Annotated in this window: 16 protein-coding genes; 3 read left to right on the plus strand and 13 right to left on the minus strand. The window is 36.8% G+C overall.

Annotated elements, in window-relative coordinates:
- Window positions 1–144 precede the first annotated feature (144 nt).
- Window positions 145–756: a pyruvate decarboxylase gene (locus QF004_RS08450; protein WP_307425002.1), complete on the minus strand. Its 612-nt coding sequence runs from the start codon at window positions 754–756 to the stop codon at window positions 145–147.
- A 173-nt stretch (window positions 757–929) separates the two neighbouring features.
- Between QF004_RS08450 and rpsO the strand changes: the two genes are divergently transcribed.
- Window positions 930–1199: a 30S ribosomal protein S15 gene (gene rpsO, locus QF004_RS08455; protein ID WP_133440087.1), complete on the plus strand. Its 270-nt coding sequence runs from the start codon at window positions 930–932 to the stop codon at window positions 1197–1199.
- A gap of 270 nt (window positions 1200–1469) precedes the next feature.
- Here the strand turns inward: rpsO and QF004_RS08460 are convergent, their stop codons facing one another.
- The 7 genes from QF004_RS08460 to purM form a co-directional block, all read right to left on the minus strand.
- Complete coding sequence (locus tag QF004_RS08460) at window positions 1470–2822, minus strand: DEAD/DEAH box helicase (RefSeq protein WP_307425007.1); 1353 nt, start codon at window positions 2820–2822, stop codon at window positions 1470–1472.
- Window positions 2823–3178: 356 nt separating this feature from the next.
- The gene (locus QF004_RS08465; RefSeq protein WP_307425009.1) at window positions 3179–4825 is read right to left on the minus strand and encodes an AarF/UbiB family protein; all 1647 of its coding nucleotides are present in this window, start codon (window positions 4823–4825) and stop codon (window positions 3179–3181) included.
- A gap of 92 nt (window positions 4826–4917) precedes the next feature.
- Window positions 4918–6447, minus strand: a complete 1530-nt coding sequence (gene guaA, locus QF004_RS08470; protein WP_307425012.1) for a glutamine-hydrolyzing GMP synthase — start codon at window positions 6445–6447, stop codon at window positions 4918–4920.
- 254 nt (window positions 6448–6701) lie between these two features.
- Window positions 6702–7937 (minus strand): phosphoribosylamine--glycine ligase, encoded by a 1236-nt coding sequence (gene purD, locus QF004_RS08475; protein ID WP_307425015.1) that lies wholly within the window; start codon window positions 7935–7937, stop codon window positions 6702–6704.
- Window positions 7938–8123: 186 nt separating this feature from the next.
- Window positions 8124–9641, minus strand: coding sequence for a bifunctional phosphoribosylaminoimidazolecarboxamide formyltransferase/IMP cyclohydrolase (purH, locus tag QF004_RS08480; protein WP_307425017.1), 1518 nt, complete (start codon window positions 9639–9641; stop codon window positions 8124–8126).
- A gap of 52 nt (window positions 9642–9693) precedes the next feature.
- On the minus strand, window positions 9694–10263 hold the full coding sequence (gene purN / locus QF004_RS08485; protein ID WP_307425020.1) for a phosphoribosylglycinamide formyltransferase: 570 nt from the start codon (window positions 10261–10263) through the stop codon (window positions 9694–9696).
- A gap of 70 nt (window positions 10264–10333) precedes the next feature.
- A complete protein-coding gene (purM, locus tag QF004_RS08490; protein ID WP_133440080.1) occupies window positions 10334–11323 on the minus strand; it encodes a phosphoribosylformylglycinamidine cyclo-ligase in 990 nt (329 codons plus the stop codon).
- Window positions 11324–11651: 328 nt separating this feature from the next.
- On the opposite strand from purM, the gene QF004_RS08495 reads away from it, so the two are divergent.
- Entirely contained in the window at window positions 11652–12518 is an 867-nt protein-coding gene (locus QF004_RS08495; RefSeq protein ID WP_307425106.1) for a DUF808 domain-containing protein, read from the plus strand.
- 170 nt (window positions 12519–12688) lie between these two features.
- On the plus strand, window positions 12689–13051 hold the full coding sequence (locus QF004_RS08500; RefSeq protein ID WP_133440079.1) for a DUF488 domain-containing protein: 363 nt from the start codon (window positions 12689–12691) through the stop codon (window positions 13049–13051).
- A 103-nt stretch (window positions 13052–13154) separates the two neighbouring features.
- On the opposite strand, the gene QF004_RS08505 is transcribed toward QF004_RS08500, so the two are convergent.
- The 5 genes from QF004_RS08505 to QF004_RS08525 form a co-directional block, all read right to left on the minus strand.
- On the minus strand, window positions 13155–14537 hold the full coding sequence (locus QF004_RS08505) for an MFS transporter (RefSeq protein ID WP_307425023.1): 1383 nt from the start codon (window positions 14535–14537) through the stop codon (window positions 13155–13157).
- 49 nt (window positions 14538–14586) lie between these two features.
- A complete protein-coding gene (locus tag QF004_RS08510) occupies window positions 14587–15111 on the minus strand; it encodes a nuclear transport factor 2 family protein (RefSeq protein WP_307425024.1) in 525 nt (174 codons plus the stop codon).
- A gap of 73 nt (window positions 15112–15184) precedes the next feature.
- Window positions 15185–17041 (minus strand): glycoside hydrolase family 13 protein, encoded by a 1857-nt coding sequence (locus tag QF004_RS08515; protein WP_307425027.1) that lies wholly within the window; start codon window positions 17039–17041, stop codon window positions 15185–15187.
- Window positions 17042–17186: 145 nt separating this feature from the next.
- Window positions 17187–17783: a transposase gene (locus QF004_RS08520; protein WP_307425029.1), complete on the minus strand. Its 597-nt coding sequence runs from the start codon at window positions 17781–17783 to the stop codon at window positions 17187–17189.
- Window positions 17784–17842: 59 nt separating this feature from the next.
- Complete coding sequence (locus QF004_RS08525; RefSeq protein ID WP_307425030.1) at window positions 17843–19999, minus strand: glycoside hydrolase family 97 protein; 2157 nt, start codon at window positions 19997–19999, stop codon at window positions 17843–17845.
- Between the last annotated feature and the right edge of the window lie 60 nt (window positions 20000–20059).

Here is a 20059-nt window from a genome sequence, read left to right on the forward strand (position 1 = left end):
ATTTCCAATCTGCGAAACCGAAATTGCGTTTTAAGTAGAATTTTACAGGAAATTTTATGTCTTTGCGTTTGTCTGTAATTTTAATTTTAAAAAAAATATTCAGCTCAAAATTTAATTTTCCGTACAAAATCAAGAGCCCAATTTTTAATTATAAGAAAACTGATTCTCCGGGAAAATGTCGAATTCGGTTGAAGCGTTTGCTGTCGAACGGTACTTTTTACGAAGAATTTTATTGATATTTTTAAGTGCGCCTGTGGTTCCTATTTTGATGGAATTTTCTGCAGAACCCAGAAGGCGACCGTTCTTTCTGTAGGTATCATAAGAAGTCTCTGCGAGTAATTCACCAGTCGAACTGTAAATTTTCATGCTTACAATCACCTGATTAGAAAAAACATACTTCCCAAATCCTACTTTAAAATATTTTACTTTCGGAACTACCGCATATTGGGCATTATTATTTTCACAAAACTCACTAATCAGCTTCGTTTCTGCATCGTCATAAGGAATATTATAATCTACCCGCAGCAATTTGCTGTTTTTAGAAGAACTTAACTGATCAGACAGTGCTGAGAAAAAAGCGGAATAAGTAGGTTCTTTTATTTCTTCAATATCAGGGAAAACTTCAGGATTGAAATAAAGTATCTGATGAATTTTGGTATCTCTACTCAACAAACCAATCTGGGCAGAAACTACACAGCAAGAAGTTAACAGTAAGAAGACTGTAAAATGTGTTTTAATTAAGTAAAGATTTTTCATGTGTTTTGTACTGCAAAGATACTGCCATCCAATCATATAGACAATAGAATTTTAAGATTTATTTAACATTTGTTATTAAATTTCTGATTTACAAAAGCGATAATGCTTTCAAGATTAAATAATTAGTTGTACTTTTGCACCCGTTACATAATAATCATTAAAACAATATTGGAATGTACTTAACAACTGACAAGAAGAAAGAAATCTTCGGAAAACATGGAAAGTCTGACACAGACACTGGAAGCGCAGAGGGACAGGTTGCCCTTTTTACTTACAGAATTAACCACCTTTCAGGTCACCTGAAAAGAAACCACAAAGACTACGCAACAGAGCGTTCTTTAGTACTTTTAGTAGGAAAAAGAAAAGCACTTTTAGATTATCTTAAGAAAAAAGATATTAATCGTTACAGAGCTATTATTGCAGAACTTGGTTTAAGAAAATAATCATTTTCCAGACAAAATTAAAGCAACTCGAATTCGGGTTGCTTTTTTTATGCTTAAGAGCCAGTAGATTTGCTTTAAAAACCACAAAAGGCACAAAAGTGATATTTTTTTAAATCTTTCAAAAGATCAAAAAAGGAAACTATCGTAAGAAATTTCCTTTTTTGCTCTTTTGGAGACTGTCCTTTTTGGGATTTTCTTTTATGACATCCGGTTTAAAGATTTATCATTTTTAAACCGGTGCTAAGTTTTTAAAAATAAATTTTTAAAGGATTATTTCTTTTTTTTCGCTTTTGATTTTGCTTTTTCCTGTGCTCGGTTGGCTCCAATTTTTTTCGGAATCTTTCTGGCATGAGGACCACCCCAGTTTTCTTTTTTGTTTTTGTCTTTCTTCTCGTGAAATGCGCCACCACCATCTTCCAGCTTTACCGTATGGGCATTTTTCATCACCACTTCATCTTTTTCAGAAGCGATTTTCACCGGATTGATTTTAACTTCAGCCGGAAAATCTTTGATGATTACCGCTTTATCCATTAAAATTTCTATATCTAATAAGTGGCTGTCTTCATTTTTAGTCACAAAAGAAACAGCTATACCATTTTTATCTGCACGACCGGTTCTACCAATTCTGTGGATATACTGCTCTGGAACTTCTGGAATTTCAAAATTAATAACGTGGGTAATATCTGAAATATCTAAACCACGCGCCATAATATCGGTAGTAATCAATCCGCGGACTTCCTGGGATTCGAAACTTTTCATCGCATTCAAACGGTAATTCTGTGATTTATTAGAGTGAATTACATCGAACTGATCCGGGAAAAGTTCTTCGATTTTGGTATAAAGTAAATCGGCATGCTTCTTATTATTACAGAAAATAAGAACTTTCGAAAAGTCTTTATCTGTTTGTAAAAGATGTTGCAGCAAATTGATTTTGGTATTAAAGTTTTCCACTTTATAACCAACCTGTTCAATTTTCTCCAGCGGCGTTCCTGATTTCGCCAATGAAATTTCCATCGGACCGGAAAAATATTCGTAGAGCAAAGCATCTACTGCTTCGGTCATGGTCGCAGAAAAAAGAATATTCTGTCTTTTATCTTTCATCATCTGGAAAATGTGTGTCAACTGCGCTTTGAAACCAAGATTCAGCATTTCATCAAATTCATCGATGATTAATTTATTCACTTCTTTTAATGAAATTGCATTATCAATCGCCAAATCCATTACTCTTCCGGGCGTTCCTACGAGGATATCGCAACCGTCTGCGAAAAGTAACTTTTGAGTTTTAATATTTTTTCCACCATAAATCCCGATGACTCTGGCCGTAATATTTTGGGTTAAATGCTCAACAATTCCAGCAACCTGAACGACCAGTTCACGGGTTGGTACAAGGATAAGCACTGTTGGGTTGCCCGTTTTATTGTATTTCCAGGTTTTAAGAACCGGGAGGAGATACGCCAAAGTTTTTCCGGTACCAGTTTGCGCAATTCCCATCACGTCCCGTCCTGAAAGAATCGGGCTCAGGGTTTTCTGTTGAATCGGTGTCGGTTCAAATAAATTAGAATCCGCTAAAACATCAAGAATTTTTTCGGGAAGATCGAAATCGGCAAAGGTCATTTTTTCCATTTTGCAAAGATAGTTTTTTTGAGAGGATTAGAATATATCTAATTTTTTTATAAAGCATTAAAAATTTTTATATATGTCTGCTCTCAATCATAATGCAAAGTTTTAACACAAAGTTCGCAAAGATTTTATTTACATACCTTGTGTTTTACTTGTGTTTTTAAGATTCACAAAGGCGTTTCATTTAGCAAGGGAGAAGAAGTTTTAACAATATTACTAATTACGGATATGCATAAAAGTTTTAAAATAAAAAATTGGGTGTTCTTATGTTTTCTTTGTGTTTTTTATCTGACATAAGTCTTTTTTATTTCAATATTTATTAGAATAAAACAGAGTAAAAAGTTTTTTTACTCTAAAAACTATCTTTTTAGTACTCTTAAAAAAATGACAATCATTAGAACAATTGAAAGTATAGAATTCAAGACAATCAAAAGCGGGATATCTCCAACATTATAAGCACTTGCTGAATTCCAGAGAATCGCCGCAGCAATTATATTGGCACACAATATCATGGCTAAAATAAGATTGACAATACTGGATTTTATGAGTTGATGCGTTTTGTCAATATTTTTAATTTCGCTGGTAATGGTAAATTTATTTTCATCTAACTTTTGTAGAAGTGAGCGCAATTCTTTTGGGATTTCTTCTAAATTTTCACTGAGCTCCAAGAGTTTCTCAGAGCCGGATTTCACGAGTTTTTTCGGTGAGATTTTATTAAAAATTATTTTTTTAGTAAAAGGTTTCAGGCTCTTTACAATATCTAAATCCGGATTAATGCTTCTGCCAACTCCTTCTATTAAACTAATCCCTTTCAAAAGCAGGTATAAATAATCCGGCATATTGATTCGGTTATTCTTTAATGTATGGATCATTTTACCGACCAATTTCGGAACATCAATGTTTTTCAGAGAACCGCTGTGTACAAAATTGAGAACCTCTTCCACATCATTTTGAAAAGCTTTGTCATCCGGAATCTCATAACTCACCGCCATTTTTTTCAAATATTTAACAATCTTCGCGGCATTCTTCGACACAAAAGCCACAATTAATTGTTCCAGAATTTCTTTATCATTGGGCTGAATTTTTCCGACGGCACCGAAATCAATGAAAACTATTTTACCGTCTTTCTTCACCAAAACATTGCCCGCATGAGGATCTGCGTGAAAAAATCCGTAATCTAAAATCTGGGAAACAAAGACGCGCAAACCAACTTCCGAAATTTTCACCGGATCAATTCCATTCTCTAAAAGCTCTTGTTTATTGGTGATCTTTATTCCATCAATAAATTCCATGCAGAGGATATTGTTACTGCAAAACTCCTCATAAATTTTCGGGACATACGTTTCTTTATTATTTTTAAAATTGAGCGCAAACTGTTGGATATTATTCTTTTCATTGGTTAAAGAAATTTCTTCCAACAAAGATTTTTCGAAGGTAGAAACGGCGCTCTTTAAATTGAGTCTCGCTCCAATGTCGGAATAGGTTGTAATTACTTTTATCAAATCGTAAATCAGCAATAGATCATCCTGAATATTTTCCTGAACATTTGGCTTTTTAACTTTTAGAATTACTTCTGAACCGTCATTTAAAACCGCTTTATAGACTTGCGCAATCGAGGCCGTGGCCATAGGTTTTTTCTGAATTTTCCGAAAATATTCGTCCGGTGAAATATTGAATTCAAGTTCTAAAATCTCTTCCAGATTCAGATCGACTTCTTCGACTTTGTCCTGAAGTTTCTGCAATTCTACAATTAGTTCGGGAGGCAACAAATCTTCGCGGCTAGAAAACGTTTGACCCAATTTCACAAAAGTAGGTCCCAATTCCTCCAAAGCCATTCTTATTCTTTCATAAACGGAATTGGTCAGCACGATTTCATTTTCATCGACAGAAGGTTCATTGTTTTTCACAAGATTCATTCTGGCTAAAATATCTTTGAACCCATATTTGCTAAAAATAGAAATTAATTTTGCGGATCGCCTCAATTTTCTTTGCTGTTTATCGAACATAAAAATGTTTTACAATTACTTTCAAAAAGTATTCCCCAATTATTAAAAAAAGGGGAATAGTTATACGATATTATTTCAGTAAAATTGTCAAATTACTCCCACTCGATCGTCGCTGGTGGTTTGCTTGAAATATCGTAAGCAACGCGGTTTATCCCACGAACTTCATTGATAATTCTATTGGAAATGGTATCCAAAAATTCGTACGGAAGTCTGCTCCAGGTTGCGGTCATAAAATCGGTGGTATTGGCAGAACGAACAACCGCGGTATATTCGTAAGTTCTTTCGTCGCCCATTACTCCGACAGATTTTACAGGAAGTAAAACTACAAATGCCTGGGAAACTTTATCGTATAAATCATTCTTGTATAATTCCCCGATAAAAATATCATCAGCTTCCTGAAGAATTCTTACTTTATCTTCATCCACTTCGCCTAAAATTCTGATTCCCAATCCGGGGCCTGGAAAAGGATGACGGTGAACCAAATGATGAGGGATACCGAGCTCCTCGCCTACTTTACGAACCTCATCTTTGAAGAGTTCGCGCAAAGGTTCAAGCAATTCAAAATCCATTTCTTCGGGAAGCCCGCCGACATTATGGTGAGATTTAATTACAGAAGACGGTCCTTTTACACTCTGGCTTTCGATGACATCCGGATAAATCGTTCCCTGGGCCAGAAACTTCGCTCCTTCAATTTTATGTGATTCTTCATCAAAAACCGCGACAAATTCGTTTCCGATTACTTTTCGTTTTTGCTCAGGATCAGAGACCCCTTTAAGTTTAGACAGGAATCTTTCTGAAGCATCGATCATTTTAATTTTTAAATTGAAATGTTCGCCGTAATTTTCCATTACTTTTTTGCCTTCGTCTTTTCTCAAAAGTCCGGTATCAACGAAGATACATTGCAGCTGATCGCCGATCGCTTTATGAATTAAAACAGCAGCCACCGATGAATCTACCCCTCCGGAAAGTCCGAGAATTACTTTTTGATCACCTACTTTTTCTTTAATTTCCGCAATAGTTGTGTCGATATAATTGGTCAGCTTCCAGTTTTTTGGTGATTTACAAATATTGAAAACAAAGTTCTCCATCATTCTGGTACCTTCTTCGGTATGAGAAACTTCGGGGTGAAACTGCACACAATAGATTTTCTTCGATTCGTCGGAAATTGCAGAAATAACATCGGTCATTCCGTTGATGACAAAACCTTCGGGCAAGGTTTCCACTTCGTCGAAATGGCTCATCCAAACGGTAGAGAAGCGACTTACGCCAGAAAGTAAAGCGTTTGATTTTTGAATTTGAAGTTTGGCTTTTCCATATTCTCCTTTTTCTCCTTTTTTCACTTTTCCACCCAATAAATGAGTCGTTAATTGCATTCCATAGCAAATTCCAAGAACAGGGATATTTTGTTCGAAGAGTGCTTTATCTACTAGACTGGCATTTTCAGCGTTTACTGAACTTGGTCCACCGGAAAGAATTATTCCTGAAGGCTCCCGTTCTAAGATTTCTGCTAAAGGGGTATTAAAAGGAAGGACTTCTGAATAAACGCCCATTTCGCGGATTCTCCGTCCGATGAGTTGATTGTATTGTGATCCAAAATCGAGGATGATGATTCCGTTTTGCATATATGAATTTTTTGATGATAGATGATAGATGATAGATAATAGACAGATAGATTATAGATAATAGACTTTGATGTCGTTATAAAATGATTATCTGTTATAATTTCTAAACTGCTTTAAATTAGTTTTTTTACTTGGCTCTTTTTACTTTTTACTTGGCTCTTTTTACCTGGTGCGAAATAAGGAATTGTAATGAAAAGCAGGAAACAGCTTTAAAAAAATAGAAAAAAAGACGTGGAAAAACCACGCCTTATGAGTTAAAACTTACCGATGTCGTCTCTGTAATATTCGTAATCGTAGTGAATGATGTCTGCATCCTGGTACACTTTTTTACGGGCTTCGTCGAAAGTATCACCTGTTGCAACCAGACTTAGAACGCGTCCGCCAGTCGTCAGAATCTGGCTGCCTTTCACCCTGGCTCCGGCAAAAAGAAGTTGACTCGTCACTTTCTCGGTATTCCGAATTTCAAAACCTGTTTCAATTTGTCTTGGATAGCCGCCGGAACACATTACCAAACACACTGCTTTTTTGTCGCTGAATTTCAGTTCGATATCATTTCCTTCCAGGCAATCCATGATTACATCGTAGAGATTGTTTTCCATCAGCGCCATAATTACCTGCGTTTCCGGATCACCCAATCTCATGTTATATTCCAGCAAATAAGTTCCGTTTTCTGTAACCATTAAACCGAAAAAGATAAAACCTTTGAAACGGATATTTGAAGCATGAAGTCCTGCTAGTGTCGGTTTCAGGATATTTTCGTTAAAATCTTTCTGATGAGCTTCTGTAAATTCCGGACTTGGGGCAACGCTTCCCATACCACCGGTGTTGGGTCCTGTATCACCCGATCCGGCTTTTTTATAATCCTTTACCGGAATACATGGGAACAATTTATCCCCGTTTGAAAAGGCGATAATCGAAGCTTCAAAACCTCTCAAATATTCTTCGATCACCAACTGAATACCGGCATCACCAAAAATTCTTTCGATCATAAACTGGTGAATGGTCGTTTCGGCTTCAGCCAGGTCGTCAGCAATTACAACACCTTTTCCTCCGGCAAGACCACTGGCTTTAATGACCAAAGGAAACTTTTGTGTTCTTACGTAATCAATGGCATCCTGATACGCTTCAAACACCTTCGCTTTCGCCGTTTTGATATTGTGAGTCTGCATGAATTTTTTAGAAAACGCCTTGCTTCCTTCCAGTTCTGCAGTTCTTTTTCTCGGACCGAAAATCTTAAGATTATGTTTTTTAAATTCGTCTACAATGCCTGCAACTAAAGGAGCTTCCGGACCTACGACCGTTAAATCTATTCTTTCTTTGATCACGAAATCCCGCAACCCTTCGATGCTGTCTTCATATACATTTTGCCCCAGCGATTCTGTGGTTGCATTTCCTTTGGCGAAATACATTTTCGTAATCCTTTTATCGCTGCTAAGCTTTAAAGCTACCGCAGATTCTCTGGCGCCATTTCCTACTATTAAAATTTTCATTTGTAGTTTATTTATTAATGTTTAACGGTCAAATGGAATCGCTAACTTGATCCATTATTGAATCAAATTTTATTTAAAGCGATTTCACAGTTTATTATTTGTTTGCTTTTTACAAAATTACTCAATTGAAAGTGGATTTCAAATCGAGATGGAAAAAATTTCCATTCTAAATGTAGAATAGCAAAATTAATGCAAAAAGTGTCTCATTCCGGAAAACATCATTGGAATACCGTGTTCGTTTGCTGCTTCGATGCTATCTTCATCGCGCATACTTCCCCCGGGTTGAATGATTGCTTTGATGCCTTCTTTCGCACAAAAGTCAACAACATCTCTGAATGGGAAAAATGCATCGGAAGCTAAAACCAAATCTCCTTCAAATTTTAGTTTTGCTCTTTCTACAGCATGTTCGGTTGCCCAAATTCTGTTCACCTGCCCACCGCCGATTCCCAATGCCTGCACGCCGTTGGACACAACAATCGCATTTGATTTTACATATTTCACAACCCTTTGTGCGAATAATAACGCTTTTTCCTGCTCGGCTGTGGGTTTAAAAACAGTAACGGTTTTAATGTCTTCAGAAAATTGATTGTCATTATCCTGAACCAACATTCCACCATCGATTTTCACCCAGGTTTGCTGATCAGAAACCGGATTTTTAATTTTAATGATACGCAGATTTTTTTTCTTTTTCAAAAGCTCAACCGCATCTTCATCAAAATCCGAAGCCATCACAATCTCTAAAAATGTTTTACTGAGTTCTTCAGCCGTAGCGAAATCAACTTTAAAATTCATTCCGATAATTCCACCGAAAATTGAAACAGGATCGCATTCAAATGTTTTTTTATAGGTTTCTACCGCTGTTGTTCCGATGGCAACTCCGCATGGCGTGGAATGTTTCACCGCACAACAGGCCATTTCATCTTTAAATTCATTGACGACTTTCCAGCACAAATCCATATCGCGAAGATTATTGAAAGACAGTTCTTTGCCGCCTAAAATTTCAAAATCCTTCATCGCCCCGTTTTCCGTTGTTGAAACATAATATGCAGCCGTCTGATGCGGATTTTCGCCATATCTTAAATCGGAAACTTTCTGATAAGAAGCATTTAAGTACTGTGGATAGTCTTCTTCTAAAAGCATTTGCGCAATTGCAGCATCATAAGCGGAAGTCAGATTAAATACTTTACCGGCTAATTTTTTTCTTGTTTCTAAAGTGGTATTGCCGTTTTCTTCGATTTGTTTTTGAATAACAGCATAATCTTCAACATTAGTAATTACGGTAACAGACTGAAAATTCTTGGCGCCGGACCGCAACATTGACGGCCCGCCAATATCAATGAATTCAACTTTTTCTTCTAAAGAAATATCGGTATTCGCATGGGCAAAAAACGGATAAAGGTTAACCACAACCATATCGATCAGGATAATTTCATGCTCGGTCACCGTGTTCATATGGTCCTCATTTGATCGGATGGCAAGCAGTCCGCCATGAACTTTTGGGTGTAAAGTTTTTACCCTGCCATCTAACATTTCGGGAAAACTGGTGACTTCATCAATTTGAATCGGATTTAAACCTGCTTCTTTTAAATGTTTAAAAGTTCCGCCCGTAGAAATCAATTCGTAATTGTTTGCTTCTAAAAACTTTGCAAAATCTACGAGTCCGGATTTATCGGAAACGGAGATAAGCGCTCTTTTTTTTGACATTTTTCTTTTTTTACTTTTTATTAGATTATTTTCTTTTTCAATTCTCCTTTTTCTAGCTGGGAATTCTGAGTATTCTATTGATCGCTTTTGGAAAAATCTCATATTCTATCTTATGAATTTTTTCCGACAGACTTTCTAAGGTTTCGTTATCTGAAATTTCAAATGATTTTTGAAGGATGATTTCACCTTCATCAATTCCAGAAGTTACATAATGAACCGTTGCTCCACTTTCTTTTTCCTCAGCGGCTAAAACTGCTTTATGAACGTGATGTCCCCACATTCCTTTGCCGCCAAATTTCGGCAGTAAAGCAGGATGAATGTTGATGATTTTTCCCGGAAATGATTCGCAGAATTCTTTATTTAAAATAGATAAAAATCCAGCGAGCACAATTAAATCTGTGTTTTCTGGAAGAATCTTTTTTAATTCCGCAGAGAACGTTTTGCCTCTCTGAATCAACTGCGTTGGAATACCCTGATTTTGAGCCCGGTCCAAACCGAAACATTCCCGGTCTGCAACGACCATCGCAATCTTTGCATTCGGAATTTCTCCGCTTTTAATGCAGTCTATAATTCTTTGCAAATTGGTTCCGCCGCCGGAGACCAAAACAACGATATTCTTCATTTACATTAATAATAAGTAATGGATAATGAGTAATTCATTTCAACCTTCTATTTATCGATTCTTTAAAATATTAAATTAACTGTATTTTCTCCAAACCTTCCGTGATTTCACCGATTTCGTAAGCATCATCAATGAGATTCAAAACTTTATCTGCATGCTTTTCATCAACAACCACAACCATGCCGACTCCCATATTGAAGGTTCCGTACATTTCCAGACGGTCGATGTTTCCGCGTTTTTCCAGTTCGAGCATCACGGACGGGATTTTAATCTTTGAAGTATCAATTGTAGCACACAAATTTTCCGGAATTATTCTCGGAATATTTTCGATAATTCCGCCGCCGGTAATATGGGCAATTCCGCACAGCGCAATTTCTTCTAAAATCTGATGAATCGGTTGGTAATATAATCTTGTCGGGACAAGAAGTGTTTCATACAAAGGTTTTCCTTCAAACTCTTCGTTAAAATCCGTAAATACTTTTCTTACCAGTGAAAAACCATTCGAGTGAAATCCCGAACTTGGTAAAGCGATAATTTTGCAGCCCGCTTTAATTTTCGAACCATCGATGATCTGATCTTTTTCTACGATCCCAACGCAGAATCCAGCGACATCATAATCGCCCGGTTTATACATTCCCGGCATTTCGGCAGTTTCGCCACCGATCAGTGCGCAGTTATTGTCTTTACATGCCTTCACCATTCCCATGACAATTTCGGCAGCAATATCTGCATCCAGTTTTCCGCAGGCTAAATAATCGAGGAAAAATAATGGTTTGGCACCGTGACAAATAATATCATTCGCACACATTGCAAAGCAATCGACGCCGATAGAATCGTATTTTTTAGAATCTAACGCCACTTTCAGTTTGGTTCCTACTCCATCGGTTCCGCTTACGAGAACAGGGTTTTTATAGCCTGCGATTTCATAAAAAGCACCGAAACTTCCGAGATTATTCAAAACATTTTTGTTGTGCGTTTCTGCAACGGCCGTTTTGATTTTATCAACGGTTTTGTAACCTTCTTCTTTATCCACGCCAGCGGATTTATAGGTATTGCTCATTTTTATTTCTTTAATATATGATGATTCTAAAAATATCTGTAATTAATCAAAATAAAAAAGCCGACAGTCTGTCTGACCATCGGCTTTTAATTATTTTTCAGCGTCGATTGCATTTCCCAATTCTTGGAATCTTTCATTTGGTGAATGTAATAGATGCAGTTTCACTTTCTAAAAATTTAGTTCTGCGAAAATAACAATTTTTAAGCTGACTTTAAAATTATAAATGCTAATTTTTCCATAATTTTAACTCCATAAAATGTCGCATTGTAAAATTATTAATGAAAACATCTTCCAGAATTCTCTATTTTTGTCACAAAACAAAAAAGAAATGGCTTCAGGATTTTTCGCAGTATTGGATGATATTGCTGCCTTAATGGACGATGTTGCAGCAGCTTCGAAAGTTGCGACCAAACAAACCGCCGGTATCCTTGGTGATGATCTGGCCGTGAATGCGGAAAAAGCCACCGGGTTTTTATCCTCCCGCGAAATCCCTGTTCTTTGGGCGATTACGAAAGGTTCATTTATTAATAAATTAATCATTATCCCGGTTGCCTTTTTACTACAGGTTATTTTTCCGCCGGCGATTAAGATTATTTTGATATTGGGTGGACTTTATCTGGCTTATGAAGGGGTGGAGAAAATCATTGAATATTTCTTTCATAAAGAAGATAAACACGTAGAACTTGCCGCAGAAACTGAAAATGGTGAAAATGCGGAAAAAATAAAAGTTAAATCAGCCATCACCACCGATTTTATTCTGTCTTTGGAAATCGTGATTATCGCTTTAGGATCTGTACTCGAAAAGAGTTTACCGATACAGATTATCACCGTTTCTGTGGTCGCATTTCTAGCAACGGTTGGGGTTTACGGAATTGTCGCCTTAATTGTGAGGATGGATGATGCGGGCTATAAACTCATCCGCAAATCAAACAACAAAGGCTTTCTTACTTTCTTTGGAAACCTTTTGGTAAAAGCACTTCCCCTTATTATCAAAGCATTATCAATTATCGGCACCATCGCTTTATTATTGGTTTCAGGCGGAATTTTTGATCATAACATTGAGTGGGTTCATCAGTTTTTACCTCACTTTACAGAGATGGTGAAACATCTGCTTTATGGAATTATTGCAGGTTTATTAGTATTTTTCATCATTTCCGGAATTAAGAAAGGAATTTCCCTGATCCAAAAACAATAGAAATCCAGCATTGAAAATCAATAGAAAGCGGGCATTTTTTTGTTCGCTTTTTTTATTTAATCGTTTTGTGGAATTAAATGTTGAAAATTTCAAAGAGTTAAATTCGATGATTTAAAGTTCAATAAATAAACAATAAATCATTTTCATTAACTTTAATAAAATTTAAAAAGATGAAAATTTTAGAAAAAAGAATCTACGACAAGCCTGAAAAGGAAGATGGTTTTAGGATTCTTGCCGACCGTCTCTGGCCAAGAGGAATGAAAAAAGAAAATGCCCATATCGATTTATGGGCAAAGGAAATTGCACCTTCCACAGAATTGCGGAAATCCTATCACGGAAAAGAAATTGATTTCAAGGAATTCAGCAAAAAATATTTAAAGGAACTGGATGAGAATCCCAAAACGGAATCCTTTCTAAATCAAATAAAAAAACAGGAAACAATCACTTTGATGACTTCTGTAAAGGAAATTGAAACGAGTGAAACTCCGGTTCTAAAAGCTTTTATCGAGCAAAGAATAAAGCGACATTCTTAATGATAAAAAACTTTCCACTTAAGTTTTGGCTAAAGCCCATTAAACGTAAATAAAAAAACGGGCTAAAGCCCGTTCCAATTGATATTTTCTGATTGAAAAAATTTTAAAAATGAACCTGCTGAATTTCTTCTTCAATTTCTTCCGCAGTTTCTTTTCCTTCTCCTTTAATTAAAAACATTGTTACAGCAGCTGCGATCAGCATACAAACTCCACCGACCACCACATAATCCATCGCCATATTTCCGAACAAACTTTTTACAATCGGACCACCAAAAATTCCATTGATAATTTGTGGCATTACGATAAAGAAATTGAAAATCCCCATGTAAACACCCATTTTTCTTTGTGGAATCGCATCGATCAACATTGCATAAGGCATTGCTAAAATACTCGCCCAGGCAAAACCTAGTCCAACCATCGACATCCAAAGCATATTAACATCTTTAATAAAGAACATCGAAATTAATCCCAAACCTCCACAAAATAAGGCTAAAGCATGGGTTTGTTTTTTTCCGATTGCTTTAGCAATTGGCGTTAAAAGAAAAGCAAACGGAATGGCAAATAAATTATACAGTCCGAATAAATGACCTGTTAAATCCCCCGCCTGATTATATTCTAAAGATTTCGTATCCTGCGGAGAGAGTCCGAAATGATGCGTTGCTAAAGCGCTGGTGGTAAAAACCCACATCGTAAATAGTGCAAACCAGGAAAAGAACTGAACAGCACCCAATTTTTTCATCAATGGGGGAATCTTCGCAAAATCTTTAAAAATATCTGAAAACTTAGACTTCCCGGTACTTGGTTCTTCATCTGAAAAATCGGCAAATTCCTGAGGAGAATATTCTTTGGTCATTACAATGGTATAAACAATCGATAAAATGAGTACAGCGGCCCCCACATAGAAAGCGTAAATCACACTATCTGCGACAAAACCATCTGGTGCGACATTAGAAACGCCCATTTTGGTCAGCCAGTTCGGCATTTCGGAACCGATTACCGCACCGATTCCAATTAAAATAGTCTGAACACCAAATCCCAAAGTCCCCTGATGCTTCGGCAACATATCGCCCACCAAAGCACGGAAAGGTTCCATAGCAACATTAATGGAAGCATCCATCATCGCAAGGAAAATCACAGCCAAGAGCAAAACACTTGCACCCATCATCATCGTAACCGAAGCAGCATTGGGCAGGAAAACCAATCCAACAGCGCACAAAACCGCACCAATTAAAAAATACGGTTTTCTGCGGCCGAGCGGACTCCACGTATTGTCACCCATGTGTCCGATAATCGGCTGTACAAGTAATCCCGTGATAGGCGCGACGAGCCAGAACCAGGAAAGTTCATGAACATCAGCGCCGAAATTGGCAAGAATTCTACTGGCGTTTCCGTTCTGTAATCCAAAGGCCATTTGAATTCCGAGAAATCCCATACTCATGTTGATAATCTGAGCGATGGAGAGATTTGGTTTTATTTTTTTAGGCATGTATTTTTAAGTGTTTGAGTGTTTGAGTGTTTGAGTTTATAAAAATAACTTATTTATTTTTTAAATCCGAAATTACCTGATTTTCAAAAGGTGATTTTATTTTGACAACCTCGTTGGTTACCTCATTGGGAATTGTTATTGACAGCACATACTGTTTTATTTTCCACTGTGATCCTATTTTTTCAAGAACACCACTTCCGCGACAAAATTTCATTTGGGTATCGAGTAATTCATCGAACCATGCGTATTTTCCGTCGGTGCTGAAAGAGATGTTCCTTTTTAAAGAAGTGAAATTCCATGCTTTTCCTTTGTCGAAATGGGGTTTGGCATAATCCATAAATTCTTTTTTATTCCAGACTTCGTTGGCATCGGTTCCAATGAAAGTAGATGCTTCAGCGTAGAGATTAAAGTAATTTTTAAAGTCTGCTTTTGTTGCATATAAATTCAGATCGTCTAAAACTTTACTCACATTTTTTTTCTGAACATTTTCATAAAAGCTTTTTTTCTGAGAGAAAAGTGAGTTGGAGCAAATCAATAGAAAGGTGATCACCGTAAAAACAATACTCTTTTTCATTACTAAATTATTTAAAATTAAAGATGCTTCGACAAGCTCAGCATGACAACTGTAATCTTAACCGAATTATTTTTTATTGAAGTTCTAAAATTAGTGAAGATTTTCCTGAAACCGTGATTTTATTTTGTGGGGAAACAGAAAATTCTTTTCCGGAAATTACGTCTTTTCCTTTTGAAATTCCGTCCAAAGATTCTGCGAAACGGCTTAAATTTAAATTTTGCTCTTTTTCATTGTTATTAATAATGACCATTACTTTTTCATGATCATTGTATCTGAAATAAACATAAACCTTATCAACAGGCATATAATGCGTGGTTTTCCCGCTGTGAATGACGTCTTTTCCTTTTCTCCAGTTCAGCAGTTTCTGGGTAAAACCGTGAAATTCTTTCTGTTCCGGAGTTTGGGTTTTTGCATTGAACGCATTTTGAGCATCCTCTTTCCAGCCGCCTGGAAAATCTTTCCGGATTTCTGCATCACCACCGTTGTTTTTATCACCGCGCATTCCGATTTCAGAACCATAATAGATCTGTGGAATTCCGCGAACGGTTGACATTAAAGTCAATGCCATTTTATAATAACGGATATCGCCTTTGAAAATCTCATTAAACCTTTCTGTATCATGGTTTTCGAAAAAGACCAAAATATTATTAATGTCCGGATACAGGAAATCGTTGCCAAAGGAATTATAGATTTTAATCATTCCTTTGTCCCAGCCGTCCTCTTCTTTCAAAGCAGATGGCAAATCTGAAAACAGGGTAAAATCCATCACAGAAGGGAGATTGGAGTTGTAATTTTCAATCTCTGCAATCTTGGAGTTTTTTTGCCAGAAAGAAACATGAGCCGGATTGTACATCCACGCTTCTCCTACAATATTGAATTTCGGATATTCATCGGTAATCGCTTTTGCCCATTCTGCCATCGCAGTTTTATCGTTGTAAGGATAAGTGTCAACGCGCAAACCGCCCAATTCCGCATACTCGATCCACCAGATTGCATTTTGGGTTAAATATTTCAATACGAGCGGATTTTTCTGATTCAAATCCGGCATCGTCGTATCAAACCAACCATTCAGCGCAATATCTTTGTCAATTTGCGCCACATTGGTATCAAACTGAGAAGTTGTTCTGTAATTGGATCTTTTGAAACCGTATTTCCCTTCACCATCTTTAAACTGGTGAATCCAGTCTTTGGTCGGTAAATCCTGAATCAGCCAGTGTGAAATCCCCCAGTGATTGGTCACATAGTCCTGAATGAGCATCATGCCGCGCTTTTGCAGTTCACGGGAAAGTTCCAGATACTCTGCGTTGGTTCCATACCGGCCATCGATTTTGTAAAGATCAGTTTGGGCGTAGCCGTGATAAGAAGTCTGTTTTTCATTGTCTTCATTTGCCGGAGTAAGCCATAATGCGGTGACTCCCAAATTTTGTAAATAATCTAAATTATTGATGATGCCACGTAAATCTCCGCCGTGTCTTCCACTTGGTAAATTGCGGTTTACTTTTTCAATTAAACTGGGTTGCGAATCGTTGGATGGATCGCCGTTGGCAAATCGGTCCGGCATAATGAGATACATCACATCTTTTGAAGAAAAAGAGTTTCTTTCGGCAGAACCCGGTTTTCTGTTTTTGAGTTCGTAGGTGTAAGAATCAACTGTTTTCTTTCCTTTTTTAAAATTAATTTTAAAGGAAGAATTTTTAATCTCATCAGTATTTACAGTGACGAAAACATAGTTTGGATTTTCTGTTTTCGTCACTTCTTTTATTTTGATATGATCCGAAAGTTCGATTTGATAACCTGAAATATTTTTTCCATACACTAAGATTTGAAGTTCTGGATTTTTCATGCCGTGCCACCAGAATGCGGGTTCTACTTTTTGAATCTGGGCAAAAGAGAAAACGGAAAAGAGTAAAAATAACAGTATTTTTTTCATTTTTATTTAATATTATTTTAAAGGATATTCAATGGTGATTTGTAATTCTATCTGATTTCTGAATGAGAAACATGAATAAAATTGTTTTTTCCTCATCTTTTATTTTAGGAAACCTTATAGGTTTGCAAACCTATAAGGTTTTGATTTAATTTACTTTATGAAACTGTATCAGGTCTTGCGTATTTTCAAAAAATTCCATCATGAAATTTCTGCTGACTTTAGTAGGTTTATTTTGATCTAAATAGGCCTTAAATGAGGAATATTTCCATTCCTCAGAACTTTTCGCTAACCGGTGCTGTAAAGGAATCTGATGAATTCCTTTGAAAATATCTTTAAGTTGCTCCTCATCATCTACTTTTTCTCTTTTAATATAGTCAATAAATAACGCACCTTTTCTTTGAAACATTTTGTTGTATGCTTTTGAATAAGAATTGAGCAAATTACTTACCGGCTGCATTAAAAATTTATGCTCTTCTTCCGCTGAAAGTTCTCTTTCAGGTAAGTCGAGATTATTAAAAATCTCATTTTGCGGCCGAAAACGAACCAATAAACTAAGACGCTGTGAAACCAAACAATAGGCATAAATCTCTAAGTAGGGAAGCAAATATTTTGAAATTTGCTTCAGAAAATAAACATAATTATCCTCTTTACGAAAAATAAGCTCATTCCCATTCACTCTTGTAAACAGATGATAAATCTGTCCAAATTTAAAATTTTCGTAAAAAGGAGCTTTTATTTCCATTACTGAAATTGTATTGAAACCTTTAAGGTTTAAAAAACCTCAAAGGTTTGTGGAGTTTCCTATTTCAAAAGTTTCACCGAAATCGCATAACCGCCACTTCTCGCCAATTTCATCGGAAGCTTTGATTTGTTGGTTACGGTTTTCCTGTAGATTTTATAAGACTGTGGATTTTTGATGTAATCCGCGTCGTCTCCGTCAGCATAAACAGTAGCTTCGTATTTTTTACCTTTTGGCAGGAAAGAGAAATCTACGGTGAAATTTCTGGCATTTTCATCGGTGATTCCGCCAACAAACCATTCATCTTTTCCTTTGGTTTTACGGGCAGTGTGAATATAATCACCAGGTTCTGCAGATAAAATTTTGGTATCATCCCAGTCGAGGGCAACGTCTTTGATGAACTGAAAAGCGTCCATGTGTTTGGCGTAATTTTCAGGTAAATCTGCGGCCATCTGAAGCGGGGAATACATCACGACATAAAGAGCCAACTGTTTCGCCAAAGTGGTTTTCACAAATCGGGTATCGCCAGGGAAATAATAATCGAGTTTGGTTTGGAAAATTCCCGGTGTGTAGTCCATCGGTCCGCCCATAAATCTGGTAAATGGCAAGATGGTTTGGTGATCGGGATTATTTCCGCCGAACGCTTCGAATTCTGTTCCACGCGCAGCTTCTGCGGCAATCCAGTTTGGATATGTACGGTTTAAACCTGTCGGCCGAACGGATTCATGGGAATTGACCATGATTTTGTAATCGTTGGCTTTTTCGGCAATTCTTAAATAATGATTAATAGTCCACTGTGAATAGTGATGCTCACCTCGTGGAATAATATTTCCAACGTAACCTGTTTTTACGGCTTCGTAACCATATTTATTCATTAATTTAAATGCATCGTCTGCCCATCTTTCATAGTTCGTCGCTGAACCTGAAGTTTCGTGGTGCATCATCAGTTTTAAATTTTTAGAATGAGCATAATCGTTCAGCATTTTGATATCAAAATCCGGATATGGCGTGATGAAATCAAAAACAAATTCTTTGCTGTGACCGAACCAGTCTTCCCAACCGGTATTCCAACCTTCGATGAGCAAAGCGTCGAAACCGTTTGCAGAAGCGAAGTCGATATATTCTTTTACTTTGGTATTGTTGGCCGCATGTTTTCCGTTGGGTGTTAATTTAGAAAAATCGGTTTTGCCAATATGAACATTGTTGGCGGTGGAGTACGCCCACTGCGATTTGCCGATAATCATTTCCCACCAAACGCCCATGTATTTTGTAGGCTTGATGTAAGAAGTGTCTTTATATTGCGTAGGCTCATTAAGATTAAAAATCATTTTTGAAGCGAGAACTTCTTCGGCTTTTGGTGACACGATAATCGTTCTCCAGGGAGAAACAGCCGGCGTCTGGATATAGCCTTTTGCACCTTGACCGTCTGGCGTTAAATGCGTTTTAAATTTAAAATTCGTAGCATCGAGCTCTAAATTCGATGCCGGATAATTGATGACCGCTGCTTCTGAAATATTAACATACAACTGATCTTTTCCTTCTTTTTTTAGCATTAAAGGAGTTTGGACTGCATTTTTAATTAAAGTTTGGGAGGCATTTCCGTCGTAAGATGTTGGCCATTTTGCCGGAATTTCTGAAAGGTTGGTGGTCTGGGTTTGATATTCCTGAGAGTCGTAATCACCGGCAAGCCACCAGGCTTTCATATCGGTTGGCAAATCGATTTCTGAATCTTCTTCTTTAATAATGAAATAATTCAGGTTTTTCTGCTCCGGAAACTCATATCTGAAACCCAGACCATCATTAAACAAACGGAATTTCACAATAATGTGTCGATCATTTGCGTCTTGATTTAAAGTAACCGCTAATTCATTATAATGATTGATATAGGATTTCTTCTCGCCCATGATCGGATCCCAGGTTTCGTTCTTGGAATCGCGTTTTTCTGCAGTTTTGGTAAAACCGTTATCGAGATCTTTTCCTTTCTGATCTTTATTTTCAATTTCTGAAGCGAACTGAATATTACCGTCCCGCAAAAGTCTTAATCCTAATTTCGAATCTTCAACGACTGTTTTGCCCTGATACTTAAGGTCATAATAGGGAACTCCGGCTTTTAACTGAAAATTCATTTCAAACTTTCCATCGGGAGATTTTAAGGATTGTGCGTTGAGGGAAAAACTTCCTAACAGAAGGAAAAGGACGGATATTTTTATATTTTTCATAAATAGATATTTAATTTTTCAAGATCATATGGAATAGTCTGCGTTCATTTCAGCGGGTTT

Source organism: Chryseobacterium sp. MDT2-18 (assembly GCF_030815285.1).
Taxonomy (GTDB): domain Bacteria; phylum Bacteroidota; class Bacteroidia; order Flavobacteriales; family Weeksellaceae; genus Kaistella; species Kaistella salivictor.